The sequence below is a fragment of the Arthrobacter sp. Z1-9 genome (assembly GCF_054792695.1).
In genome coordinates this window covers 1,585,141-1,610,025 of the sequence record NZ_CP096456.1, presented here as the reverse complement: position 1 = coordinate 1,610,025, position 24,885 = coordinate 1,585,141, and the positions used below count along the sequence as shown (strand labels likewise).

General features: G+C 65.8%; 24 protein-coding genes. 5 read left to right on the top strand and 19 right to left on the bottom strand.

What is annotated here, in order from left to right; translation table 11 throughout:
• The first annotated feature begins 52 nt into the window (after nucleotides 1-52).
• A complete protein-coding gene (locus tag M1D93_RS07365) occupies nucleotides 53-1,207 on the top strand; it encodes a pyridoxal phosphate-dependent aminotransferase (protein ID WP_461174481.1) in 1,155 nt (384 codons plus the stop codon).
• A 28-nt stretch (nucleotides 1,208-1,235) separates the two neighbouring features.
• On the opposite strand, the gene trxA is transcribed toward M1D93_RS07365, so the two are convergent.
• Nucleotides 1,236-1,673 (bottom strand): thioredoxin, encoded by a 438-nt coding sequence (gene trxA / locus M1D93_RS07360; protein WP_461174480.1) that lies wholly within the window; start codon nucleotides 1,671-1,673, stop codon nucleotides 1,236-1,238.
• 2 nt (nucleotides 1,674-1,675) lie between these two features.
• Nucleotides 1,676-2,158 (bottom strand): nucleoside deaminase, encoded by a 483-nt coding sequence (locus tag M1D93_RS07355; RefSeq protein ID WP_461174479.1) that lies wholly within the window; start codon nucleotides 2,156-2,158, stop codon nucleotides 1,676-1,678.
• Between the two features lie 185 nt (nucleotides 2,159-2,343).
• On the opposite strand from M1D93_RS07355, the gene M1D93_RS07350 reads away from it, so the two are divergent.
• Complete coding sequence (locus M1D93_RS07350; protein ID WP_461174478.1) at nucleotides 2,344-3,483, top strand: ScyD/ScyE family protein; 1,140 nt, start codon at nucleotides 2,344-2,346, stop codon at nucleotides 3,481-3,483.
• A gap of 76 nt (nucleotides 3,484-3,559) precedes the next feature.
• Here the strand turns inward: M1D93_RS07350 and rbfA are convergent, their stop codons facing one another.
• The 5 genes from rbfA to M1D93_RS07325 all read right to left on the bottom strand — a co-directional run bounded on the left by rbfA (nucleotide 3,560) and on the right by M1D93_RS07325 (nucleotide 9,562).
• On the bottom strand, nucleotides 3,560-4,069 hold the full coding sequence (gene rbfA, locus M1D93_RS07345; protein WP_461174477.1) for a 30S ribosome-binding factor RbfA: 510 nt from the start codon (nucleotides 4,067-4,069) through the stop codon (nucleotides 3,560-3,562).
• 294 nt (nucleotides 4,070-4,363) lie between these two features.
• Nucleotides 4,364-7,297, bottom strand: coding sequence for a translation initiation factor IF-2 (gene infB, locus M1D93_RS07340; RefSeq protein WP_461174476.1), 2,934 nt, complete (start codon nucleotides 7,295-7,297; stop codon nucleotides 4,364-4,366).
• A 152-nt stretch (nucleotides 7,298-7,449) separates the two neighbouring features.
• A complete protein-coding gene (locus M1D93_RS07335; RefSeq protein ID WP_461174475.1) occupies nucleotides 7,450-7,791 on the bottom strand; it encodes a YlxR family protein in 342 nt (113 codons plus the stop codon).
• A 182-nt stretch (nucleotides 7,792-7,973) separates the two neighbouring features.
• Entirely contained in the window at nucleotides 7,974-8,954 is a 981-nt protein-coding gene (gene nusA / locus M1D93_RS07330; RefSeq protein ID WP_461174474.1) for a transcription termination factor NusA, read from the bottom strand.
• The gene (locus M1D93_RS07325) at nucleotides 8,954-9,562 is read right to left on the bottom strand and encodes a ribosome maturation factor RimP (protein WP_461174473.1); all 609 of its coding nucleotides are present in this window, start codon (nucleotides 9,560-9,562) and stop codon (nucleotides 8,954-8,956) included. Before M1D93_RS07325 ends, nusA begins: the two co-directional genes overlap by 1 nt.
• A 139-nt stretch (nucleotides 9,563-9,701) precedes the next feature.
• On the opposite strand from M1D93_RS07325, the gene M1D93_RS07320 reads away from it, so the two are divergent.
• Entirely contained in the window at nucleotides 9,702-10,799 is a 1,098-nt protein-coding gene (locus M1D93_RS07320) for a DUF4439 domain-containing protein (RefSeq protein ID WP_461174472.1), read from the top strand.
• Nucleotides 10,800-10,913: 114 nt separating this feature from the next.
• The gene (locus M1D93_RS07315) at nucleotides 10,914-11,957 is read left to right on the top strand and encodes an aminoglycoside phosphotransferase family protein (RefSeq protein WP_461174471.1); all 1,044 of its coding nucleotides are present in this window, start codon (nucleotides 10,914-10,916) and stop codon (nucleotides 11,955-11,957) included.
• 20 nt (nucleotides 11,958-11,977) lie between these two features.
• Here the strand turns inward: M1D93_RS07315 and M1D93_RS07310 are convergent, their stop codons facing one another.
• From M1D93_RS07310 to dxr, 9 genes are all read right to left on the bottom strand, one after another.
• Nucleotides 11,978-12,775 carry a sulfite exporter TauE/SafE family protein gene (locus tag M1D93_RS07310; protein ID WP_461174470.1) on the bottom strand — a complete coding sequence of 266 codons (798 nt, stop codon included), beginning with the start codon at nucleotides 12,773-12,775 and terminating at the stop codon, nucleotides 11,978-11,980.
• Nucleotides 12,776-12,784: 9 nt separating this feature from the next.
• Nucleotides 12,785-14,596: a proline--tRNA ligase gene (locus M1D93_RS07305; RefSeq protein WP_461174469.1), complete on the bottom strand. Its 1,812-nt coding sequence runs from the start codon at nucleotides 14,594-14,596 to the stop codon at nucleotides 12,785-12,787.
• A gap of 295 nt (nucleotides 14,597-14,891) precedes the next feature.
• Nucleotides 14,892-15,782: a GNAT family N-acetyltransferase gene (locus tag M1D93_RS07300; protein ID WP_461174956.1), complete on the bottom strand. Its 891-nt coding sequence runs from the start codon at nucleotides 15,780-15,782 to the stop codon at nucleotides 14,892-14,894.
• A complete protein-coding gene (gene ispG, locus M1D93_RS07295) occupies nucleotides 15,745-16,911 on the bottom strand; it encodes a flavodoxin-dependent (E)-4-hydroxy-3-methylbut-2-enyl-diphosphate synthase (protein WP_104042819.1) in 1,167 nt (388 codons plus the stop codon). The genes M1D93_RS07300 and ispG overlap by 38 nt, the downstream gene beginning before the upstream one ends.
• 34 nt (nucleotides 16,912-16,945) lie before the next feature.
• Complete coding sequence (locus tag M1D93_RS07290) at nucleotides 16,946-17,239, bottom strand: YciI family protein (RefSeq protein ID WP_461174468.1); 294 nt, start codon at nucleotides 17,237-17,239, stop codon at nucleotides 16,946-16,948.
• A gap of 92 nt (nucleotides 17,240-17,331) precedes the next feature.
• A complete protein-coding gene (locus M1D93_RS07285; protein ID WP_461174467.1) occupies nucleotides 17,332-17,844 on the bottom strand; it encodes a hypothetical protein in 513 nt (170 codons plus the stop codon).
• Nucleotides 17,841-18,521, bottom strand: coding sequence for a MarR family transcriptional regulator (locus M1D93_RS07280; protein ID WP_461174466.1), 681 nt, complete (start codon nucleotides 18,519-18,521; stop codon nucleotides 17,841-17,843). The genes M1D93_RS07285 and M1D93_RS07280 overlap by 4 nt, the downstream gene beginning before the upstream one ends.
• A gap of 124 nt (nucleotides 18,522-18,645) precedes the next feature.
• Nucleotides 18,646-19,977 (bottom strand): M50 family metallopeptidase, encoded by a 1,332-nt coding sequence (locus M1D93_RS07275; RefSeq protein WP_461174465.1) that lies wholly within the window; start codon nucleotides 19,975-19,977, stop codon nucleotides 18,646-18,648.
• An 18-nt stretch (nucleotides 19,978-19,995) separates the two neighbouring features.
• Entirely contained in the window at nucleotides 19,996-21,180 is a 1,185-nt protein-coding gene (gene dxr, locus M1D93_RS07270) for a 1-deoxy-D-xylulose-5-phosphate reductoisomerase (RefSeq protein ID WP_461174464.1), read from the bottom strand.
• Between the two features lie 73 nt (nucleotides 21,181-21,253).
• On the opposite strand from dxr, the gene M1D93_RS07265 reads away from it, so the two are divergent.
• Nucleotides 21,254-22,723, top strand: coding sequence for a lipase maturation factor family protein (locus M1D93_RS07265; protein ID WP_461174463.1), 1,470 nt, complete (start codon nucleotides 21,254-21,256; stop codon nucleotides 22,721-22,723).
• On the opposite strand, the gene M1D93_RS07260 is transcribed toward M1D93_RS07265, so the two are convergent.
• The 3 genes from M1D93_RS07260 to M1D93_RS07250 are packed head-to-tail and all read right to left on the bottom strand — an operon-like array spanning nucleotide 22,720 to nucleotide 24,883.
• The gene (locus M1D93_RS07260) at nucleotides 22,720-23,559 is read right to left on the bottom strand and encodes an HpcH/HpaI aldolase/citrate lyase family protein (RefSeq protein ID WP_461174462.1); all 840 of its coding nucleotides are present in this window, start codon (nucleotides 23,557-23,559) and stop codon (nucleotides 22,720-22,722) included. The two genes, M1D93_RS07265 and M1D93_RS07260, sit on opposite strands and share 4 nt — an antisense overlap.
• Nucleotides 23,556-24,122 carry a MaoC family dehydratase gene (locus M1D93_RS07255; RefSeq protein ID WP_461174461.1) on the bottom strand — a complete coding sequence of 189 codons (567 nt, stop codon included), beginning with the start codon at nucleotides 24,120-24,122 and terminating at the stop codon, nucleotides 23,556-23,558. Before M1D93_RS07255 ends, M1D93_RS07260 begins: the two co-directional genes overlap by 4 nt.
• Nucleotides 24,119-24,883: a CoA transferase subunit B gene (locus M1D93_RS07250; RefSeq protein ID WP_461174460.1), complete on the bottom strand. Its 765-nt coding sequence runs from the start codon at nucleotides 24,881-24,883 to the stop codon at nucleotides 24,119-24,121. The genes M1D93_RS07255 and M1D93_RS07250 overlap by 4 nt, the downstream gene beginning before the upstream one ends.
• Nucleotides 24,884-24,885 lie beyond the last annotated feature (2 nt).

Sequence of the window (24,885 nt, the reverse complement as noted above, 5' to 3'; positions counted from 1 at the left end):
GGCTCCAGGAGCTACGCCAATGCCGGGAGAAGGGCCCGTTAGGATGGCAGGCATGCCAGAGCTTGCCGCCCACGTCCGCGACGTCCCCGTCAACCAGATCCGGGAAATCACCGAAGCCGCGTGGCGCACCCCCGGCGCCCTGGTCCTCAGCATCGGCGAGCCCGGGTTTCCGCTGCCCCGCCATATCCTTGAGGCCGGCAAGGCCTGCCTGGACAGGGACGAGACCAACTACACCCCGAACGCCGGCATTCCTGCCCTGCGGGAGGCATTCGCGGCGAGGTTCAGGGAACAGCAGGGCTGTGACGTCGGCGCCGACCGCGTGTACGTGGTGGACGGCGCCCAGCAGGGCCTGCACTTCGCCATGAGCCTGCTGCTCTCCCCCGGGGACGAGATCCTGATTCCCAACCCGGGCTACCCCACGTTTGCGATGACCAGCCGCCTCCTGAACGCTGTGCCGGTGGGTTACCCGCTTTACCCTGACCACGGCTTCCAGCCCCGGATTGGGGACATCGAGGCGCTCATCACCGACCGGACCCGGGTGCTGGTCCTGAACTCCCCCTCCAACCCGCTGGGCGCGGTCCTCAGCGAGGACCTGACCCGGGAACTCGTGGAGCTGGCCCGCCGGCACGACCTGTGGGTGATCTCGGACGAATGCTACGAAGCGTTCACGTACGACGTTCCGCACGTAAGCCCTGCCAGGTTCGACGGCGACCTGCCGGGCGAGGCGCGCGTCTTCACCTCGCTGACCCTGTCCAAGACCTATGGCCTCACGGGGCTTCGGATCGGCGCGCTGGTGTGTCCGCCGGGCCTGGAGCAGAAGATGAACAACGTGATGGAGTCGATCGTCTCGTGCGTCGCGTCGCCGTCGCAGTACGCCGCGCTCGCTGCCCTCACCGGGCCACAGGATTACGTCCAGCACGCGCACGGGCACTACCGGACCAACCGGGACGCGGCATCAGCCGTGCTTGATGCGAAGGGTATTCCGTACTTGAAGGCTGACGGCGCGTTTTATCTATGGGCAGACGTGTCCCATGTCAGCGGCGGCGATGTTCGCGGGTGGGTGCGGCGCTTCCTGGCGGAGTCAGGCGTTGCGCTTGCCCCGGGGACCGCCTTCGGTTCCATCGGCGAGGGCTGGGTGCGGATCGCGCTGTGCGGCAAAAGACAGGAACTGCTGGACGGCCTGGCCCGGCTGCCGGAACGCGTTTAGCCGATATGCCAGCAAAGCGGGCTCTTCGCTAGCTGCGGGTGCCGGCCAGCGCCCCGTCCAGCCAGGCGCGCAGGACCTCCGCCGGCGCAGCCCCGGCCTGCCTTGCTGCCACTTTGCCGTCCACGATCACCATCAGAGTGGGAATGGCCTGCACGTCGAACCTCCGGGACAAGCCAGGCGATGTGTCCACATCCACCTTGACCAGTTTGACGTCGCCCGCCCGCTCACGGGCAAGCTTGTCCAGCACGGGACTCACCATGCGGCAGGGCCCGCACCACGCAGCCCAAAAGTCCACCAGCACCGGAACGGGCGACCGTTCGGCTACGGCACTGAAGTCAGCGTCCCCCGCTTCCACAATCCAGGGCAGCCCGCCGCGGCAGCTGCCGCAGCGCGGCCGCCCGGCAGCGGCGGCGGGGATGCGGTTTGTCTTACCGCAGTGGGGACACTGAACGAGGGTGGCTTCCACGCCTAGTAGTCCTTTCTGCTTTTATGGGCGCCCCACGCCTGGAATGGGGCGTCCGACGCCGGGACCTCACCCCTGCTGACCGGCAACAGTTCCGGGCGCGTACCCGAAAAGTAGTCGTAGAAGACGGCATCATCAAAGCCGGCGGAAGCGGCGCCGTGGCGGTCGGCTGCATAGTAGACGCGGTCGATCCGCGCCCACAGGGCAGACGCCAGGCACAGTGGGCAGGGTTCGCAGCTGGTGTAGAGAACCGCCCCGCGCAAGTCGAAGTTGCGGACGGCGGCAGCAGCGGTGCGGATGGCCACCACTTCGGCGTGTGCCGTGGGGTCGTTATCGCGGGTGACCCGGTTAACGCCCTCGTGCACCCTTCCGTCCTTGGTCACCACCAAAGCCCCGAAGGGACCGCCGCCGTCGGCAACGTTCCGGGTGGCCAGCGCCACTGCCCGTTCAAGGTACTGGTTGGGATCGCCGTGGTCCGCCTGGTTCATAGCTCGATCCTAGCCAAAGGGGCTCGCATTAGGGGACAAAAATAGGGGGGCGGAATAGGGGGGAAATCCTGGCGACATTCTTGTCCGGCAGGCGTAATCTGGCGCCGGGGGTTTCGGAATTTTTGCCTCCCGCGAGGCTCCTTATCCGGCCCGTCAAGGGCGCCAAAACGGAGTACCCAATGAAAATGAAGATTCCAATGGTCGCATATCTCGCTGCTGCGGCAATAGTTGTTCCTGCAGGGCCTGCAGTGGCGGGTTCGAGCGAGCACCCTCCGCGCACGTTGGTAGAGGGTTTGGCAGCACCTCTCAGTTTGGCCGTGGATACGGAGGAGGATGTTCTCGTCACCCAGAACTTCGCCGGCCTCCTCAACGGCGTCAATGACGACCGCACCACTACTGCGCTCTATCAGGCCGAAGAGGGCTGGGACGTTGGCGGCGTCGAAGTCCGGCATGGAATCACGTATTTTCTTGAGAGCGCGGGCGCCGGCCTGGGCAATCCTGAAGCTCTTAAAGGCTACCTAAAGTCTATTGACGAGGACGGAGACGTCCGAACCATCGCGGACCTGGCCAGCTACGAACGCAAGCACAACCCGGACGGCGACCAGAACTACGGCTTTGAACCGGACGTCACGGACGAGTGCCTGGCGGACTGGCCTGAGTATCCGCCTGCCCGCTACGAGGGCGGGGTGGACTCGCATCCCTACGCCGTGGCGGTGCGGAGCGGCAAAGCGTATGTAGCGGACGCGGGTGCGAACGCCATCCTGGAAGTAGACCTTGAGAGCGGCGACATTTCCACTCTTGCAGTGCTGCCGCCGCGGCCCACGGTTATTCCGGAAAGCGCTACCCTTCCGGAGGAGCAGGGTGGCCTTGGCGTGCCGGCTTGCGTTGCTGGCAAGGAATACGCTTTTGAGCCTGTTCCCACAGACTTGGAGGTTGGGCCCGACGGCTGGCTGTACGTGACTTCCCTGCCCGGCGGCCCGGAAAGCCCGGCGCTGGGTGAACGCGGCGCGATTTTCAAAGTCAACCGGTGGACCGGCGAGACAAAGCTCTGGGCCGACGAGATCCTCTCCCCCACGGGCCTAGCCATCGCGGACAACGGGGATATCTATGTGGCGTCGCTCTTCGGCGGCAACATCCTGAAGTTCAGTTGCTGGGGGGATCATCGTTCAGAATTCCTGACGGTAAACCAGCCGGCCGCCGTCGAATTCCAGGACGGACACCTGTACGCCACAGTTGACGCGCTGTCCGGCGCCCCGGCCGGCCCGGGAGCGCCTCCTCCAGCAGAACCGTTCCTGGGCAAAGTAATCCGGGTTCATATCGACTAGTCAGCCAACAAAGTTCTCTGGTCAGCAAAAGGCCCGCACCATGTGGTGCGGGCCTTCTGCTGACCAGCCTCGCTGGTTACTTGCTGCCGTCTTCGTCGAGTTCCTCGTCGTCGGTGGCGTCGAAGTCCTCTTCATCAAAATCGTCTTCGTCGATGTCCACATCGGCGGACGCGTCGCTCCGGTAGGGATCGGCGTCCCCGGCATGCCGGGCCTGCGCCGCCAGGGCAGCCACTTCGGCGTCACGCTTCTTGGCCTCCCGCAGGAGTTCCTCCAGGTTGGACGCGATAACGGGAATTTCATCAGAGACGAATTCAAGGGTTGGAGTCAGGCGAATGCTCAGATTGCGCCCCACTTCCTGCCGAAGCACACCCTTTGCCTTCTCCAGGCCCTTGGCAGCATCCGCCTGAACGGCCTGGTCACCAAACACGGTGTAGTAGAGGGTGGCATGCTGCAGGTCGTTCGTCACCCGGGCATCGGTAACAGTGATGCCTTCCAGCCGGGGATCCTTAACCTTCCGGCCCAGGGCCTCAGCAACAACAACCTTAATGCGCTGCGCCAACTTGGCAGCACGTGCCGGATCAGCCATTTCCACTCCTAAAAAATTTGGGGGTACGACGACGTGGTGCAACAGACGTACCCAGTTTGGATTGATGCCACGCACCCAACGCGAGCCCGGAAGGGACCCGTTGGAATTTATCCGGCGGCACTTTGGAGCCGTGGAGGGGGCCCGGGAGTGGCATCGGGCCTGCCGGAGCTGGGCGGCGCAGGATCGAAGATCCCAAGCCGCCCAGCGTAGGGGCGGGGCCCCCTCTACGGCGGAAAAGTGCGGGGCCGCCGGGGAAATTCCAACGACCCCGCACTTTGCCAGGACTAACCGAGGTTAGACGCGCGGCTTCTCACGCATCTCGAAGGTCTCGATGATGTCGCCTTCGGTGATGTCGTTGTACGAGCCAAGACCGATACCACACTCGAAGTCCGTGCGGACCTCGGTGGCGTCGTCCTTGAAGCGCTTGAGCGTCTCAACGGTGAGGTTGTCACCGATGATCTTGCCGTCGCGGCTGATGCGTGCCTTGGTGTTGCGTCGGATGATGCCCGAGCGGACGATCGAGCCGGCGATGTTTCCGAACTTGGAGGAACGGAAGACTTCGCGGACCTCAGCGGTACCCAGCTGGAATTCTTCGTACTCCGGCTTGAGCATGCCCTTGAGCGCCATCTCGATGTCATCGATTGCAGAGTAGATGACGGAGTAGAAGCGCATGTCCACGCCTTCGCGGTCCGCCAGTTCGGCAACCCGCTCCGCAGGCTTGACGTTGAAGCCAATGATGACGGCGCTGTCGACCGTCGCCAGGTTGACGTCGTTCTGCGTGATGGCACCAACACCGCGGTGGATGACGCGCAGCTGCACGCCTTCGCCGACGTCGATCTTGAGCAGGGCGTCCTCGAGGGCTTCCACGGCACCGGACACGTCACCCTTGAGGATGAGGTTGAGGGTGTCGATCTTGCCTTCGGCCACTGCCTGGTCGAAGTCTTCCAGGCTGATGCGCTTGCGGCGCTTGGCCAGGGCGGCGTTACGGTCGGCTGCTTCACGCTTCTCGGCGATCTGGCGGGCGGTGCGCTCGTCAGCGGTCACAAAGAAGGTGTCGCCTGCACGCGGCACGTTGGACAGACCCAGCACCTGGACGGGGCGGGACGGGCCGGCCTCGGTCAGGGCGCTGCCGTCGTCGTCAAACATCGCACGGACGCGGCCGTGGGCGGTGCCTGCAACGATGGTGTCGCCGACGCGGAGCGAGCCGGACTGCACCAGGACGGTGGCCACGGAACCGCGGCCCTTGTCCAGGTTGGCTTCGATCGCGATACCGCGGGCGTCCTTGTTCGGGTTGGCGCGCATATCCAGGGCAGCGTCTGCGGTAAGCAGGACTGCCTCGAGCAGCTCGTCGATGTTGAGGTTCTGGCGTGCGGAGACCTCCACGAACATGGTGTCGCCACCGTATTCTTCGGGAACCAGGCCGTACTCGGTCAGCTGGCCGCGGACCTTTTCCGGGTTGGCGCCTTCCTTGTCGATCTTGTTCACCGCCACCACGATCGGCACGTTGGCTGCCTGGGCGTGGTTGAGGGCTTCAACGGTCTGGGGCATCACGCCGTCGTCCGCTGCGACCACCAGGATGGCGATGTCGGTGACCTTCGCACCACGGGCACGCATGGCGGTGAACGCCTCGTGGCCCGGGGTATCGATGAAGGTAATCTTCCGGTCGTTGCCCTCGTGGTTGTGCGTGACCTGGTAGGCACCGATGTGCTGCGTGATGCCGCCGTGTTCGCCCGCCATAACGTCGGACTTGCGGATGGCGTCAAGCAGGCGGGTCTTACCGTGGTCCACGTGGCCCATGACGGTGACGACCGGAGGACGTGCCTCGAGGTCTTCGTCGCCTTCGGCTTCGAGCTCTGCTTCGAAGTCGATGTCGAAGGTGGAGAGCAGCTCGCGCTCCTCGTCCTCCGGCGACACAACCTGAAGCTTGTAGCCAAGCTCTTCGCCCAGCAGCGCAAAGGTTTCCTCGTCCAGCGACTGCGTCGCCGTTGCCATCTCACCGAGGTGGAACAGCACGGTGACCAGTGCGGCCGGGTTTGCCTCGATCTTGTCGGCGAAGTCCGTGATGGACGAGCCGCGGCGGAGGCGGATAACAGTGTTGCCGTCGCCGCGGGGTACGCTCACGCCACCCAGCGACGGGGCACTCATCTGCTCAAGTTCCTGGCGCTTTGCGCGCTTCGACTTGCGCTGCTTGCCACGTCCGGCGCCGCCCTTGCCGAAGGCACCCTGGGTGCCGCCGCGTCCGCGGCCGCCCTTGCCAAAGCCGCCACCGGCGGGTGCACCGCCGCCGGCACCGGGAGCACCGGTTCCGGGAGCGCCACCCGGGCGTCCGGGACCGCGGCCGCCGGCACCCGGACGTCCTGCACCGGCCGGAGCCGGGCGTTCAGTGCGGTTGGGCATCATGCCGGGAGTAGGACGGTTGCCACCGGCACCGCCGGGACGCGGTGCACCGGGGCGGGGGCCGCCTGCACCTGCGGCGGGACGGGGCCCACCGGCACCTGCTGCGGGACGGGGACCACCGGGACGGGGTCCGCCGGCACCTGCTGCGGGACGCGGACCACCGGGACGGTCACCGTCGGTACGGCTTCCACCCGGGCGGGGCATGCCCTGGGAGGTGGCAAACGGGTTGTTGCCCGGGCGGGGAGCCCGGTCGCCGTCGCCGCCACGGCCGCGGGGCATGCCCTGGGAGGTGGCGAAGGGGTTGTTGCCCGGACGGGGACCGCCGGGACGGGGAGCGGAACCACCCTGTGATCCGCCGGAGCGGGTGGGTGGAGCCGGGGTTTCGGCCTTGGGGGCCGGACGCGCACCGGGCTTTGCGCCGGTGGACGGAGCAGCAGGCGCAGCCGGAGCGGCGGGGGCGCTTGCGGCCGGTGCAGCGGGAGCCGATGCAGCGGGAGCCGGTGCTGCCGGTGCAGCGGGAGCGGGTGCCGGTGCTGCCGGAGCGGCGGGGGCCGGTGCCTGTGCTGCCGGAGCCTTGGGCGCTGCCGGACCGGGAGCGGGCGTTGAAGGACGCGCCTGTGCCGCCGGAGCGGTTGCCTTGGGCGCGGCGGCCGGTGCTGATGCCTTGGCAGCAGCATCGGGGAAGGCGTTGCGCAGTTTCCGCACAACGGGGGCCTCAATGGTGGAAGAGGCAGAGCGAACGAATTCGCCCAGTTCCTGCAGTTTTGTCACTGCATCTTTGGAAGTAATACCGAGCTCTTTGGCGAGCTCGTGTACGCGGACCTTGGCCACATTTCTCCTGTCTCGGTCCGCACCGAGCCAGGCACGAACCGTCTACTTCTTACTGCGGGCCCAAGCCGCGATTACTGCAGAAGGGCCCATTGCAGAGCGCAACAAAGTTGTCATCGTTGCGCACTCATCGCTGGGAACTCATCGGGTTTCCATCAGATTTCTGACCCGCTTTCAGGTTGGACGGTTGGTGTTGCAGTTGCCGCGGCTGCAACGTTCGTTCCCGACTTGATCCAGTGTTCGAGGGCGGCAGTTCCGGTTGCACCCGAAAGGGCACGTCCGAAAGCCCGCCGTTTGATCGCCAGAGCCAGGCACGATTCGCTGGGGTGCAGCCATGCACCCCGGCCAGCCATCCGGCGTCGTTCATCCACCAGGACAGCGGATGAACCGCTGCCTTCGGCGACGAGCCGGAGTAATTCATTCCGCTTGCCCTTCTTCCGGCAGCCGATGCAGGTACGTTCCGGTTGATTCCCGTTGGAAAGCACTGCCACGGTCATCTTCCTGACGTTTATATCTGCCGGCCCCGGGAATGCCTTACCTCCGCTGTGTCCAGCGGAAGGGGCACGCTCAGGGCGCACAACTGCCGGCCGTTGGGCGCGGCCTTTTCTATTCTAGCCCCTCCGGGCCATTCTGCCGGAAACCCCGCTGGGGTTCCGGCGTGGCCGCCCTTGACGGGCAGCTAGTTTTCGCGTGCTGTTGCAGCGTCGGAAACGATGTCGATGCGCCAGCCGGTGAGCTTGGCCGCGAGGCGGGCGTTCTGGCCCTCCTTGCCGATGGCCAGTGAAAGCTGGTAATCGGGAACCACCACTCGGGCGGAACGGGTGGCTTCGTCGGTGATGGTGACCGAATTCACCCGTGACGGGGACAGCGCACTGGCAATGAAGGTGGCGGGATTCTCGCTGAAATCGACGATGTCGATCTTTTCGTCATTGAGTTCAGTCATAACGGCGCGAACGCGCGAGCCCATTTCGCCGATGCAGGCGCCCTTGGCGTTGATGCCGGAGGCGTTTGCCTTGACGGCGATCTTGGTGCGGTGGCCCGCTTCCCGGGCCAGTGCCACGATCTCCACGGAGCGGTCGGCGATTTCCGGTACTTCCAGTTCGAAGAGTTTCCGGACCAGGCCCGGGTGGGACCGGGAAAGCGTGACGGACGGGCCCTTGTTGCCGCGGTGGACATCGATGACCAGGGCACGCAGGCGGTTGCCGTGGATGTACTTCTCTCCCGGGACCTGTTCGGGCGGGGGAAGGAGCGCCTCAACAGTGCCGAGGTTGACCTGGACCATGTGCGGGTTGTGGCCCTGCTGGATGGTTCCGGACACCAGTTCGCCTTCACGGCCCTTGAACTCACCCAGGACATTGTCGTCCTCGACGTCACGCAACCGCTGGAGGATGATCTGGCGGGCAGTGCTGGCAGCGATGCGGCCGAACCCCTCCGGGGTGTGCTCGAACTCGCCGATGGGGGCGCCGTCGTCGTCAATCTCCACGGCCCAGATGGTCACGTGGCCGCTCTTGCGGTCCAGCTCCGCGCGGGCCTTCTCGAAGGCGCCGGGCGACTTGTGGTACGCCACCAGGAGCGCCTGCTCGATGGTGGGGATCAGGAGGTCCAGCGGGATTTCACGCTCACGCTCCAGAAGTCTCAGTGCGCTCATGTCAATATCCATCAGGCCTCCTCAGAAGGTCCATTGTGTTCAGGTTCCAGACCGTCCTCGTTGAGGTGGCTGAATTCGATCTCGACTTTTCCGTTGCGGATCCTGTCGAAAGGAAGCTTGATGGGATCGCCTTGTTTGGCCTTCATTCCCTTTTTGACCGCGATCTCGGGCACAAGAGTCACGCCGCCGTCATCCACTGCCTTGATGCGGCCTGTGAGGTTGTCGCCCTGGACAACGTTGACCTTCACCATCCTGCCCCTGGCGCGGTGCCAGTGGCGGGGTTCCGTCAGCGGCCGGCCGACGCCGGGTGACGAGACCTCGAGGTCATACGGACGGCCGTCATCGGCGGGATCGTTGTCCAGCACGTCGGAGAGGACCTTGGAGATGTCGGCGATGACGTCGAGGCTCACCCCGCCGGTTTCTTCCTGGGGAAGGTCCACCACTACGTGGACCACCCGGTGTGAACCGGGGATGATCGCCACGTCCTCAAGGTACAGGCGGTTGGCCTGGACCGCGGGTTCAAGGAGCGCCCTGAGCCGTGCAGCTTCCGGATTGTGTGCGGCGTCAGCCTTACCCGTTCCGGTATGGTCTGATGAAGCCGTGGCTTCTGCGTTGCTCACGATGCCGGCCGCCTCCCGTTAGATGATGTTGTGTGTACTAGCGTAGCTATTTTACCGGCTCATTGGTGCACGGCGTTTCCCCCTCGGCGTGACACCATGGTCTGTTGTGAAAGACGACAGCCAGGAAAATCCCCCGCGAATGCGCTATTTCCGGTACTTCGTTTTGACGCTCACAGCCCTCGTTGTCCTGAGCCTGGGTTTCGCGCTGATCCCGCCCAAACCGCCTGCACCCGCGGAACCACCGTTTTCCGAACAGGCGCGTGCAGCAGCGCTGGAAGACACTTTGACCCTGCGATCCGCAGCGCAGGCGCTTGCCGCCGCCGAGGGGAATGCGGCTGCGGGGGGAACGCCTGCAGCCCCGCTGGAAGGCGTTGTGACCTTGCTGACCATCCAGGCCCGGGCGCTGCTGCTTCCTGCCGGCCCGGCTTCCGCTGAAGACAGGGCGCCGGCCGCTGCGACTACATCGCGCCCTGCCGGCGCCCACCCGTCAGCTGCTCCCCTGCCGTCGACGCCTCCTGCCCCTGCCACTGTGCCGGATTTCGCCTCCGCCCTCGCCGCCAGCGGGCAGCAACGGCTGAAGGACGCAGAAACGGCCGACGGCGGCATGGCGCGGCTGCTGGCCGGCAGCGGAATTGCGCAGCTCCTGGCAGCCGAGCAGCTTGGGGTGCCTGGCGCACCTGCCCGGGAAGACCAGGCGCAGGAAGGAAAGCTCCCGCCCGCAGGAGACGAAACGGCAAACAGCCGCGGTTCTACTGACCCGGCAGCAGGGCCAGCCTGCCCGGCGACGGCGGCGGCCGGCGGGGTCAGCGTGGGGGCAGCACTTGCCGCCGCGGCTGAGGCGGAGCTGGAGACGGTGTACGGCTACCAGGCCGCGCTCACCCGCCTTCCGCCCGAGGGGGCGCGAACGGCGTCGGACTTCCTGGCACAGCATCAGGACCTCGCGGACCAGGCCGAAACGTACAGCCTCATGAATTGCGGGACACCATCACCGCAACCGCCCGGGTACGTCCTGGACCCGGGGTTCCTGAAATCCCCCGCGGCCGGACTCGCCGGCCTGGAGAAAGCCACTTTGCCGGCCTACGGGGACATCGTGGCCATCACCGACGGAACCACGCGGGCATGGGCCCTGTCTGCACTGCAGGGAGCAGCCCGCCGTGCCCAGTACTGGGGCGCCGAAGCAGGCCCGCTGCCGGGCCTCGTCCTGGACGAAGCGCAGCTTCCGCAACTGCCGGTATAAATCAACTACCGCCTGGCGCCCCCTTCAGCGATGGCAGCCCGCTTGGAGCCACGGGAGTGATCTGAGGCCGTACCTTGCCACATCCGCCGCCGGCCTGCGCCTAGGCTGGGAGTGATGAACGAGCCACTGGCAGTACCAGTACCACCTGACCTTACTGCGCGGTACACGCGCAGCAGCGCGGGGCGGGCGTGGCTCGCGTCCCTGCCGGACCTTATCCAGGGCCGGCTGGAGGACTGGCAGCTGACGCCGGACCTGCCTCCCGGCGCCCTGCCCTGGAACGGCCACGGCGGCGTCGTCATCCCGGTGCGGCAGCCGGACGGCGCCCAGGCAGCACTCAAAGTCGCCTTTCCGCACGACGAAGCCCGGGCGGAGCGCTACGCCCTGGACCTTTGGCAGGGACGGGGAGCGGTGGCGCTGCTGGCGTCCGACGCGGGAACGTGTGCCATGCTCCTGGAACGGCTCGACGGCGAACACTCGCTCACCGCTGTCCCGATGGACGACGCCGTGATGGTGTGGGCCGGCCTGGTGAGGCAATTGAGCCTCAGCCCCGATGACCGGCCGAAGTGGCAGGAGTTCGAACACATCGCCGCCCGTACTGAACAATGGAGCGACGATCTGCCGGCCGACTGGGAACAGCTGGGGCGCCCGTTCCCCCGCTGGCTGCTCGAGGCCGCGCTTGAGGTGTGCCAGACCCGCGGTGCAGTGGGACGGCGTTCGGCACGCGACGTTCTGGTCCACACGGACCTGCATTACCTCAACGTACTGGCCCGCCCGGCCGCGTCCGCACCAGCAGGACCTGCGACGGCGGCCGGCTACGCTGCCATTGACCCCCAGCCCATGATCGGCGAGCCGGAGTTCGCCGTGGCCCCGCTGCTGTGGAACCGCCTTTCCGATTTGCCTGTAAACGGGGCCGAAGCCGCCCTGCGCCGGCGCTGCGTGGACTTCAGCTCCGCCGCGGGCCTTGACCCTGATGTTGCCCGGCAGTGGGCCATCGCCAGGGAAGTGGCCAACGCCCTGGCGTACGCGGGCAAGCCCGGCCATCGGGGTGATGTGGCCAGGTCCCTCTGGGTGGCAAGCACCCTGGCCGGCAACACCCTTGACGGGCTGCCTTCGGCGCACCACCTGCCTGAGCCGGGCGAGGCGGTTGGCGCACTCTGACGGCCAGTGGTTGCAGTGGATCAGGTGCTGAAGTTTTCCTGCCAGACGTCGTATCCGAGCTTCAGGATCAGGGCGGCCACCACCACGAGGAAGACGACGCGGACGAACCGGCTCCCCTGCGCTACCGCTGTCCTTGCCCCAAGGTATCCGCCGGCCATGTTGGCAACACCCAGCAGCAGGCCCAGGCCCCACAGGATGGACCCGTGCGGCAGGAAAAACATCAGGGCACCTGCATTGGTTGCCATGTTGACGATCTTGGCTTTGGCACTGGCCTCGAGGAAGGCGTATCCCATCGCCGAAACCAGGGCGATGACCAGGAAGGAACCGGTCCCCGGGCCGATCAGGCCGTCGTAAAAGCCGATGACGGCGCCGATCAGGCATGCCACCACATAATGTTTGTGGCCGTCGTGCCGCAAAACAGTGATGTGCCCCGCATCCGGTTTCAGCGCCGTAAACAGCGCTACCGCCACGAGCGCCGCGACGATGATGGGTTTGAACACGCTGGCCGGCAGCGTGGCGGCGAGTATGGCGCCGCCAAAGCTGCCGGCCAGGGCGATCACGGCCATCGGCAGTGCGGTCCGCAGGTCCGGTCCCACGCGCCGGTAGTACGTGACGGCGCTGGTTGCGGTTCCGAAAATGGACCCCATCTTGTTGGTCGCCAGCGCCTGGACGGGCGTGATGCCCGGGACCAGCAGCAGGGCGGGGAGCTGGATCAGTCCGCCCCCGCCCACCACCGCGTCCACCCACCCGGCGGCGAAGCCGGCCAGCACGATCAAAACCAGCGTGGTGAGCTGGATGGACTCAAGCCCTAAGAGCACCTTCGCGGGTCAGCTGGCGCGGACGGCGTTGACCACGTAGTCAACTGCCTTGTCCACCGCTACGTTCTCAGCTTCGCCGCTGCGGCGGTCCTTGATCTCCACCACGCCGTCCACCAGGCCCCGGCCCACGGCCAGGATGGTGGGTACGCCCACCAGTTCAGCGTCGCCGAACTTGACGCCCGGCGAAACCTTTGGCCGGTCATCGAGCAGGACATCGAGGCCCGCGGCTTCCAGGTCTGCTGCAAGCCGCTCAGCCGTGGCGAAGATGTCCTCGCCCTTGCCGACCGCCACCACGTGGACGTCCGCGGGCGCAACGGCACGCGGCCAGACCAGGCCCTTGGCGTCGTTGTTGGATTCGGCCAGCGCTGCAACTGCCCTGGTGACACCCACGCCGTAGGAACCCATGGTTACCGTGACCTGCTTGCCGTTCTGGTCCAGGACCTTCAGCTCCAGGGCTTCGGCATACTTCCGGCCAAGCTGGAAGATGTGGCCCATCTCGATGCCGCGGGCAGTTTCCAGGGGGCCGGAACCGTCCGGGGCGGGATCGCCTGCGCGGACTTCGGTGCACTCGATGACACCGTCCCACGTGAAGTCCCTGCCGGCCACCAGCCCGAAGACGTGCTTGCCGGCTTCATTGGCGCCGGTGACCCAGGTGGTGCCGCTGACGATGCGCGGATCCACCAGGTAGAGGAGCTTCGATGCGCTCTCGCTGCCCAGCAGCGGTTCGTCCAGCGTCAGGCCCGGTCCAAGGTAGCCCTTGACGATCAGCGGCTGCTTTTTGAGGTCATCGTCGTTGGCTGCTTCAAGGCCAATCTCGCCTGCAATCGGCAGGAAGGATCCAATGTTGGCTTCGACGCGCTTCAGGTCCACACCGCGGTCGCCCGGGACACCGATCACCACGAGCTGGCGTTCCCCGGTGGGCAGGGTGACGGCCAGCACAACGTTCTTGAGCGTATCCGCGGCAGTCCAGGCGCCGCCGTCGGCCTGTGAACGGGGGGCGAGCTGGTTGGCGGCTGCCACCAGCGTGTCGATGGTGGGGGTATCCGGGGTGTCCAGGACCTCGGCGGCTGGAGCAGCGGAGAAGTCGATCTCTGCCGGCGCTACTGTGGTGACCGCCTCGACATTCGCGGCGTAGCCGCCGGCTGAGCGGACGAAGGTGTCCTCGCCGATCTCTGTCGGGTGCAGGAATTCTTCACTCTTGGAGCCGCCCATGGCACCGGCGGTGGCGGTCACCGGAATGACTTCCAGGCCGAGGCGCTCGAAGATGCGCAGGTAGGCGCCACGGTGGGCGGCGTAGCTGGCGTCCAAGCCGGCGTCGTCGACGTCGAACGAGTAGGAGTCCTTCATGATGAACTCGCGTCCGCGCAGGAGGCCGGCACGGGGGCGGGCTTCGTCGCGGTACTTGTTCTGGATCTGGTACAGGCTGAGCGGCAGGTCCTTGTAGGAGGAGTAGAGGTCCTTGACCAGCAGCGTGAACATTTCCTCGTGCGTGGGAGCCAACAGGTAATCGGCGCCCTTGCGGTCCTGGAGGCGGAACAGGCCTTCGCCGTATTCGGTCCAGCGGTTGGTGGCCTCGTAGGGCTCACGCGGCAGGAGCGCAGGGAAGTGCACTTCCTGCGCCCCGATGTCCGCCATTTCCTCCCGTATGATGGCTTCGACCTTGCGCAGGACACTCAGCCCCAACGGCAGCCAGGTGTAAATACCAGGGGCGGCGCGGCGGATGTAGCCTGCGCGGACCAGCAGGCGGTGGCTGGCCACCTCGGCGTCGACGGGATCTTCACGCAGGGTGCGCAGGAATAGCTGGGACAGTCTTGTAACCACGGGTGGTATCCGTTTCTGGGGAAGTGCTGGAGCAACAGCAGGCCGGGCGTTTCGTCTGGGTACTAATCTACCGGCAAGCGCAGTAGAGCCACGCCCGGCATCACAAAGCCCCTGGCCCCCCAAAGGGCTGGTCATTGCATCCGGGCGTGGCTCAACGCCGTTATCGCCTAAGTACTGGTGAGGACTGGTGAGACCGCCCACGCCACTCCAGCGCAGCTAGATCGAACGTAGGTGATGACGGGCACCATTGACAAGCAATTTCATAGCGAAGTCTTGTTTTTGGACATATTTATGCCTAGAACAGCACGGTAGCGAAGGTTCCCACCTGCCGGAACCCGACCCGCTCGTAGGTGGCCCGCGCGCGAAGGTTGAAGCCATTCACGTAAAGGCTGGTGATGGGGGCAATCTTCCTGGCCTGCTCCACTACGGCGGCCATGTACCCGGAACTGAGCCCTTGGCCCCGGTAGAGCGGGTTCATCCAGACGCCTTGGATCTGGGTGACCTCGGACGTGACGGCGCCCAGTTCGGCTTTGAACACCACGTCGCCTGTGTTGTTCAGGTGCGCCAGTGAGTGGCCTTGGCGGATGAGTCCTTCCACGCGCCGGCTGTAGAACTCCCGGCCGCCCAGGAAGGGGGAATAGCCCACTTCCTCTTCAAACATGGCGGCGCAGGCTGGAAGGATGCGGTCAAAGTCGGCGAGGTTGCCCGGTCCGAGCCCGGGATTCGATGCGACCAGCGGCGGGCCCTCGATGGTCATGAGGGGCTGTTCGTCGCGTACTTCGTGAGCCCGGTGGCCCCGTTCCACCAGCTCCGCGTGGAGAGCCAGCACTGCGGGTGCCGGGCCGAAAGCCGAGGCGTAACGCCGCCCCGAGGCGTTGGCTGCTTCCGCAACCGCTCCGGCCAACGCAGGGTCCAGTTGGACCGGAACCAGGTTGGCCCCTGCCCAGCAGGCGCCCACCAGGATGCCGTCGTCGAACACACCGATGACACCGGCCCCGCCGCTGGTAGGGGCGGCGGTGCCGGCAGCGCGCAGATGGGCGAGGATGAAGACGTTTGTTACCGGATCGCGCTGTGCCAGCAGCCTCAGCGCGGCCGTGTCCGTCCCGTCCAGGGTGCGGACGAAGATCCCCGGCGGATCAGGGACGTCCTTACGAGACGCTAACCACGGGGCTACCCTTGACAGCATCTTCGCCATCGGCCTCCCCCATCTCTTCCGCGATACGCATGGCCTCTTCGATCAGTGTCTCAACAATTTGGCTCTCAGGGACAGTCTTGATGACTTCGCCCTTCACAAAAATTTGGCCCTTGCCGTTGCCGGAAGCAACACCAAGATCCGCTTCCCGGGCCTCGCCTGGTCCGTTCACCACGCAGCCCATGACTGCCACCCGCAGCGGAATCTCCATTCCTTCCAAGCCTGCCGTTACCTGTTCGGCCAGTGTGTAGACGTCCACCTGGGCCCGGCCGCAGGACGGGCAGGAGACAATTTCCAGCTTGCGGGGGCGCAGGTTCAATGACTGGAGAATCTGGTTGCCCACCTTGATTTCCTCTACCGGCGGGGCCGAGAGGGAAACACGGATGGTGTCGCCGATGCCCCGGGACAGGAGGGCACCGAAGGCGGTGGCGGACTTGATGGTTCCTTGGAAGGCAGGGCCTGCCTCGGTCACGCCGAGGTGCAGCGGCCAGTCACCTTTTTCCGCCAGCATCTCGTACGCCGCCACCATGATCACGGGGTCGTTGTGCTTGACGGAAATTTTGAAGTCGTGGAAGCCGTGCTCCTCAAACAGGGAAGCCTCCCAGACGGCGGACTCCACCAATGCCTCGGGAGTTGCCTTGCCGTACTTCTTCAGGATGCCGGGCTCCAGCGAACCTGCGTTCACGCCGATGCGGATGGAGGTGCCGTGGTCCCGGGCTGCGGCCGCAATTTCCTTGACCTGGTCATCGAACTTCCGGATGTTGCCGGGGTTCACGCGCACTGCGGCGCAGCCGGCTTCGATGGCCGCGAAGACGTATTTGGGCTGGAAGTGGATGTCCGCGATGACCGGGATCTGGGACTTTTTGGCGATGATCGGCAACGCTTCGGCATCATCCGCAGAGGGGCAGGCGACGCGTACAATATCGCAGCCGGACGCAGTCAGCTCAGCAATCTGCTGCAGGGTGGCGTTGATGTCCGTGGTGGGTGTGGTGGTCATGGACTGCACGCTGATGGGGAAGTCTGAGCCCACCCCTACGGAACCGACCTTGATCTGGCGGGTCTTGCGGCGGGGGGCGAGGACGGGCGGCGGTGCTGACGGCATTCCCAGGCTGACCGAGGTCACGTGGACTCCTAGAGTTGAAAGGGTGTTGAAGAGGCTACGCGGTGAGACCGGCGAGCACGCCGATGATGGGTGACCACTCCGTGATGCGGGTCCCGGCGATGACTCCGGCGGCGGCAAAGGGATCCTGCTTGAGGATCGAGTTGAGGGCGGCCTCGTCTGCTGTCTTAAAGATCAGGAGCGCTCCGGCCCCGTCACCGTAGGGTCCGCTGGCCAGGACGGCACCGTCCTGCGCAAGGCCCGCGAGCCATTCGCGGTGCGCTGGCCGTGCCTCGTTGCGGGCTTCGGTGGAATCGGCGGCGTAAACGTACTCAACGGCAAAAACAGTCATACCGCTACCCTATCGCCCTGCCTGCCCTTGCACCCATCCGGGCAGGCCTGGCAGCAGTTTTGGCCGGGCGGCGGGCCCGGCCCCGACCGTTCCTACGATAGGAACACTACTTTGACTACCGCTGCCGTTCCGGCCGCCCACAGCATGGAGGTCAGCGTTCCGATGATGAAGCGTTCGGCCGCCACGGGCGTTTCCTTCAACTCGGCGAACCTGCCCAGGCCCTTGATGGCAACGATGTAGGCGATGGCCACGGGCTGGCCGGTAAGGATCGCCAGGCACACGCCGAGCCGTTCCAGGACGCCAATGATTGCCCCTCCGCGAAGGATGCGCTGGCTGGGAGGCGGGGACATGGAAGCGGGGGCACCTGGCGGGGACGCGTCGGCCGCTGCAGTCAGCTCGCCATCCACATTCTGGGTTTCGGCGTGCGGCCCGTCCACCGTGACGTCCGCGGACGGGTCCTCGGCTGCCCTCTTAGCCTCTTCAGCAGCCTTGGCGGCATCGGCTTTGTCGTCGATGGTCCGGGCGAGACGGAACACGAGGGCGGTCACCGGCCAGCCGGCGAAGCCTGACACCAGCAGCGCGGCAGTAATCCAAAACGCGGTCAACGGGCTCCTTCATTTTCGGGACGGACAATCCGGGCGTGGGCATAATCCAGGAGCATTGCTGCTGCCGGCCTGGCTGCCCATTCTTCCTGCCAGCCGGACCTAAGGACGGCCCGGCTCACCGATTGCTCCGTAATTCCCAGCTCATGGGCCACATGCTTCTGGCTGCCATGCCTGCCCTCCCCGCCCTGTAATGCGCGCAGCCGGTCCACCACCCGCCACTGCGCCTGGGTCCGCTGCTGCACCAACCTCCCCAGAAGGCGAAGCACTGCCTGGGCGTTTGCGCTGGATACGGCACCTTCCTTGGCCTGGGGCGGGATTTCCCTGCCACGGCCCATGGTGCCCGATACCACTGACAGCGGAACCTGGCCGGCTGCGCTCTTCGCAAGTTCTACGGCTTTGCGCGCCGCAACGAAGCCGCTTCCGGACCCTTCCCTGGGACTGTCCCCCGGTGCCAGCTGCACGGTCCCGATGCCTATCCCGACATACCAATAGCCGCTCCGAAGCGCGTGCAAAGCGATGTCCACCACCTCTGCGGCATGCTCCACGACGCCTTGCAGCTCATCACCAACGGAGCGCTCAAAGGGCGCAGGGGTGAGGCCCTGCAATGCGGAAATCAGCTCCGGGACCCGGTCGACATCGGAGGAGCTGCCCCGCTGGTCAATGGTAAGAACGTACATGCCATAACCCTAGGCGGCTGATCGGCGGTAATCAATCATAGGTGGCTGATTACTGAATATAAGCCGCTTGCAGCTGATAAGGATCACCCAGTGCCGGGTTCCCGCGAAACTCCGGCCTGCCATGTCAGCCGAAAAGATTCACCGGCTTCACGATATCGGCGTAGATGAGGAGCGCGCTCATGCCCATCAGCAGGGCTGCCACCACGTAGGTCACCGGGAGCAGCTTGGCGATGTCGAAGGCTCCGGGATCCGGCTTGCCGAACAGCCTGGCCAGCTGGCGCCGGGCGCCTTCGTAGAGGGCGCCGGCAACGTGGCCGCCGTCAAGCGGCAACAGCGGGATCAGGTTGAAGACCGCAAGGGCGAAGTTCAGCCCGGCCAGCAGGCCAACCAGGGTGGCCACGCGCGATTGGACGGGAATCTCCTCCATCGCGGCCACTTCACCCGCTACCCGGCCCACGCCCACCACGCTGATGGGCCCGTTGGGATCGCGTGGTTCCTCACTGAAGGCAGCTTTCGCCACGCCCACCACGCGCGCCGGCAGGTTGAAGACCACTCCTGCCACCTGCCGGATGTTTTCCCCGGCCATGGGCAGAACGGACGACGCCGGCTGGGCCACCAGCTGCGTCTGCGCACCAATGCCCAGGAAGCCGACGTCCTGGTAAAGGAGGGTGCCGGCGTCGTCTGTTGCCTGCCGCCCGTCCGCACCGATGATGGGCCGGGCCGACAGCACGGGAGTGACGGTGGTGGATACCGGGGCGCCGTCCCGCTCCACGGTGATGGCCACCTCGCGGCCGGCAGAAGCCCGGATCCACTCCGTCAGCTGTTCCCAGCTGGTCACGGCTTTGCCGTCAAAGGAGGTGACGGTGTCGTTGGGTTTGAGGCCGGCCGCGGCCGCAGGCGTGAGCTGGCAGTCGGCTGACTCAGGGTCCACGGTCTCGCCTGCTGCCACCTGGCACTTGGAGACGTCGGAGATGGTGGTGGTGGCCGTGGCCATGCCAAAGCCCATCAGCAGGACGGCCGTCAGCACAACGCCCAGAACCATGTTCATGGCGGGCCCGCCCAGCATCACGATGATCTTTTTCCACACCGGAAGCCGGTAGAACACACGGTTCTCATCCCCGGGGCCCACCTCGTCGTGGGCCATGGACCGTGCTTCCGTGGCCAGGGTCTGGAACATCCCAGTGCTGGAGGGACGGACGGATCCGTCCTCCTTGTTGGGCGGGTACATCCCGATCATGGACACGTAGCCGCCCAGCGGGATGGCCTTCACGCCGTACTCGGTCTCCCCTTTCCGCCGTGACCAGAGGGTGGGGCCGAAGCCGATCATGTACTTGGTGACGCGGACCTTGAAGAGCTTGGCGGGCAGGAGGTGGCCCACTTCGTGGAGCGCGATGGAGGCAGCGATGCCGATTGCCACAAAGACGACACCGAGGACGAAGAGGAGAACGGGGGTCATGGGGGTGCTTGCTGCTTCCTAGAGACTGCTGACTGCTAAACGTTCATTGGCGCGCGCGCGTGCCCAGCTTTCAGCATCCAGTACGGTTTCCACTGTCAGCCGGGACGAGCCTGGGTGTTCACTGAGAACGGCTTCCACCGTGTCCACGATGTCCGTGAACCTGATGCGGCCGGCGTGGAAGGCCGTCACGGCTTCCTCGTTGGCGGCGTTAAACACGGCCGGGTACGTGCTGCCCTGCCTGGCGGCATCCTTGGCCAGATCAACGGCAGGGAAAGCGGCCACGTCCAACGGCTCGAAAGTCCAGGTGGCCGCCTTGGTCCAGTCGCAGGCAGCGGCGGCACCGGGCACCCTGTCCGGCCAGCCCAGCCCCAACGCGATGGGCAGGCGCATGTCCGGCGGGGATGCCTGGGCGATGATGGACCCGTCGATGAACTGGACCATGGAGTGCACCACGGACTGGGGATGGACGACGACGTCGATCCGGTCCAGCGGCACGTCGAACAGCAGGTGCGCCTCGATGACTTCCAATCCCTTGTTCACGAGGGTGGCGGAGTTGGTGGTCACCATAACGCCCATGTCCCAGGTGGGGTGGGCCAGCGCCTCATGCGGCGTGACATCGTGGAGCTCATCACGGGTCCTGCCGCGGAAAGGCCCGCCCGAGGCGGTGAGGATCAGTTTTTCCACCTCGGCCGCTGATCCCGAACGCAGGCACTGGGCGATGGCCGAGTGCTCAGAGTCCACCGGGACGATCTGTCCTTCCCGCGCTGCCGCCTTTACCAGCGAGCCGCCCACAATAAGGGACTCCTTGTTGGCCAGGGCCAGGGTGGCGCCGGACTTGAGGGCCGCCAGTGTGGGTGCGAGGCCGATCGAACCTGTGATTCCGTTGAGCACCACATCAGCTTCCACCCCGGCGATCCGGGTGGAGGCGTCCGGTCCGGCGATGATCTCCGGCCGGTAGCCCTGCTTTCCCGCTGCGGCAGCGGCATCGTCGATCAGCGTGGCCAGCCGGCGGGGATCGCCGCCGGCAATGCCAACAACCGCCGCCCCGGTGTGCACGGCCTGGCGGGCGAGGAGTTCCAGGTTGCCGCCTCCGGCGCTGAGGGCCACCACCTCGAAAAGGTGCGGGGCGCCGTCGACGACGTCAATTGCCTGGGTGCCGATGGAGCCGGTGGATCCGAGGAGGGCGATCTTGCGTGGCTGCATTGCTTAAGTATCGCGCACCATCCTCGACGCGCTGCGCCTTGACCAGGGGACGGCCGGGCGTAACGTGGATTGCGTGGACTGGCTCTCCTGGTTCGATGCGCCGGACTACGAGTTCGCCCGGCAGGTGCTGCAGCGAGGGGTGGCAGCACTGTATTTCGTTGCGTTCCTGTCCTCACTGAACCAGTTCCCGGCATTGCTGGGTGAACGGGGCCTCCTGCCGGCTCCCGAGTATCTTTCCGGTTTCAGCCGGTTGCGCCGGCCCACACTTTTCCGCTGGCGGTATTCCGACCGGTTGCTGCGCTGGGTCTGTGCGGCAGGGCTGCTGGTATCGGCGCTGCTTGTGGCCGGCATCCCCCAGCAGGGGCCGCCCTGGGTTCCGCTCATTGCGTTCCTGGGCCTGTGGCTGCTCTACATGTCCATTGTGAATGTGGGCCAGACGTTCTACGGCTTCGGCTGGGAGATGCTGCTCCTTGAGGCAGGCTTCACGGTTGCTTTTTTGGGTTCAAACCAGACAGACCCGCCGCGTACCATTCTGATCCTGATCGTGTGGCTGGTGTTCCGGCTGGAATTCGGCGCGGGAATGATCAAGATCCGCGGCGGCCGGGAGTGGCGTGACCTGACCGCCCTGTACTACCACCACGAGACCCAACCCATGCCGGGACCCCTGAGCCGGCAGGCGCATCTGCTGCCCAAGCCCCTCCATAAGGTTGAAGTGCTCGGCAACCATTTCGCCCAGCTGGTGGTGCCCTTCTTCCTGTTCGCCCCCCAGCCTGTTGCCAGCGCGGCAGCGGCGATCGTCATCCTGACGCAGTTGTGGCTTGTGGCCAGCGGCAACTTCGCCTGGCTGAACTGGATCGCCATTGTGCTCGCATTCGCCGCAGTCAGCGACCCGGTGGCCCATGCCGTCCTGCCGGCGATCCCGCTGGACTGGCACGGCGGGGCCGGCGCGGAAAGGGAGACTCCCCTGTGGTGGCTGGTCCTTACCCTGGCAGTCACCCTGCTGCTGGTGGTTCTCAGTTACTGGCCATTGCGCAACCTGTTTTCCCGCCGGCAGCTGATGAATGCCAGCTTCAACCGCTGGCAGCTGGTGAACACCTACGGCGCGTTCGGATCGGTGACCAAGAAGCGCATCGAGATTGTGGTGGAGGGGACGCTCGACGACGATCCGGACGGCTCCTCCGAGTGGCGGGAATACGGCTTCAAAGGCAAGCCCGGCGACCTTCGCCGGATTCCTCGCCAGTGGGCGCCGTACCATCTCCGGCTGGACTGGCTCATGTGGTTCCTGCCGCTGAGGAGCGTGCACGAAGAGTGGTTTTACGCCTTCCTTACCAAGCTGCTGGAGGCGGACCGCCCCACCCTGCGGCTCCTCCGCCATGACCCGTTCGACGGCGCGCCGCCGCGCTGGGTGCGGGTGCGCAGCTACCACTACCGGTTCGCGACGCGCCGGGAGTTCCGGGAGACCGAGGACCGGTGGGTGCGGACGCTGCTCCACGAGCCGATTCCACCGGTTTCGCTGCGGCGGTCCAGCGGGCGGAAACGCTAGACGTGTTCACCTGCGCGCCGGATGACGGCCTCGGCGTGCTTGAGGATGGGGCCGTCAATCATCTGCCCTTTGTACTGGAAGACGCCCTGCCCTGCCGCCGCCGCGGCCTGCAGGAGCTCTGCTGCCGCCGAGACTTCCGCGTCCGAGGGCGCGTAGGCACCCCGCACTATGGCTGCCTGGCTGGGATGGATGCAGGCTTTGGAACCGAAGCCTGACGCTACGGCGTCCACAGCTTCCGCTGCCAGGCCCGTGAGGTCGGGGATATTGGTATAGACGGCGTCCACGGCTTCCTTGCCGAAGGCACGCGCGGCCAGGAGGACTGAGGCCCGGGCGTGGAGTGCAACAGCCCGGTAGGCGCCGTCGTCCTTCCTGCTGGAGGTCCCGCCCAGGGAGGCCAGCAGGTCCTCGGCTCCCCACATCAGGGCCACCACGTTGGGAGCGGCGGCAATGGCGGGGGCGTTGAGGACACCCGCTGCCGTTTCACACAGCGCAATCACCTGGTAGCCGTCAAGGGCTTGGAGCTGCTGGGCGGTTTCCGCCTTGGCCAGCATGACCGTGTGGTACGGGGTGTGCGCCAGGCAGTGCAGGTCCTTTTCGAATTCCTCGGTCCCTGCCGGGTTCACCCTGATGATGGTCCTGCTGGGATCCAGTTCAGGCTCCTCACCGGTGGTCCCCACCTGGGCGAGGATGGCACCGCGGGCGCGTTGCTTGTCGGCGGGCGCAACCGCATCCTCGAGGTCCAGGATGACGGCGTCGGCCCGGGTGGCCGCCTTCTGATAACGCTCCGGGCGGTCCGCGGGGCAAAAGAGCAGGGCAGGGCCCATCACAAAGGTCATAGCGCTATTGTCCCTTCTTCCGGGCCCGGCTGCGGGGTATGCGCCGCCTGCGTCCACATCAGGCAGCTGCGCTTCGCGAGCGCCACGACATTGCCGTTTTGGTTGCGGCCGGTGTGCTCCATTGTCACGATGCCCTGGCCCGGCCGGGAGCTTGAAAGCCGTTTCCCGCTGATGACCGTCTCTGTGTACAGGGTGTCGCCGTGGTACAGCGGGTGCGGGAAGGAGACGTCGGTCAGGCCAAGCTGGGCGATGATGGTGCCCTGGGTGAGCTGGGAAACGGACTGGCCCACCATGGTGGCCAACGTGAACATGGAGTTCACCAGCCGCTGCCCGAACGGCTGCCCGGCGCTCCAGGCCGCGTCGAGGTGGAGGGCCTGGGTGTTCATGGTGAGGGTGGTGAACAGGACGTTGTCCGCTTCGGTGACGGTGCGGCCGGGACGGTGGGCGTACAGCACGCCTTCCTCCAGCTCATCGAAGTACAGCCCCCGCTGCTCGATCACTCGCTGCTCTGCGCTGCTTGAGCCCATGCCTGAGCCTGCCGAAACCCCGTGGTTCCCGGTCATACAGTCAGTTCCCGGTCTTCTTCAAAAAGCTCCGCTCCGGTTGCGGCCGCAACGTCCTCGATCGAAACATTCGGTGCCAGCTCGCGCAGTACCAGCCGTGACCCGGAATCATCCGTGACGACGTCGATGACTGCCAGGTCAGTGATGATGCGGTCCACGCAGCCCTTGCCGGTCAGGGGCAGGGAGCACTGCTGGACGATTTTCGGGTTGCCGTTGCGGTCCACGTGCTCCATCATCACAATCACCTTCTTGGCACCGAACACCAGGTCCATGGCCCCGCCCATGCCCTTGACCATCTTGCCCGGGATCATCCAGTTGGCCAGGTCACCGTTCGCGGCGACTTCCATGGCGCCCAGGACGGCGACGTCCACATGGCCGCCCCGGATCATCCCGAAGGAGGAAGCCGAGTCGAAGAATGCGGCACCCTTGTTGACCGTGACAGTTTCCTTGCCCGCATTGATCAGGTCAGGATCAACAGCGTCCTCCGCCGGATAAGGGCCGACGCCGAGAATTCCGTTTTCGGAGTGGAGCACCACTTCGACGCCCGCGGGGATGTAGTTGGGTATGAGGGTTGGCATACCGATGCCCAGGTTGACGTACTGGCCGTTGCTGAGCTCCTGCGCCACGCGGGCTGCGAGCTCATTCCGGGTCCAGCCCCTGGGGCCGGCACCGCTTGCGGGTTCCCCGTGCTGCTGGGCAGCGCGGCGGTACTCGGGCCGGACGCCTTCCGGACGGGGAGCATAAGGGCTGTTGGGGTCCATGG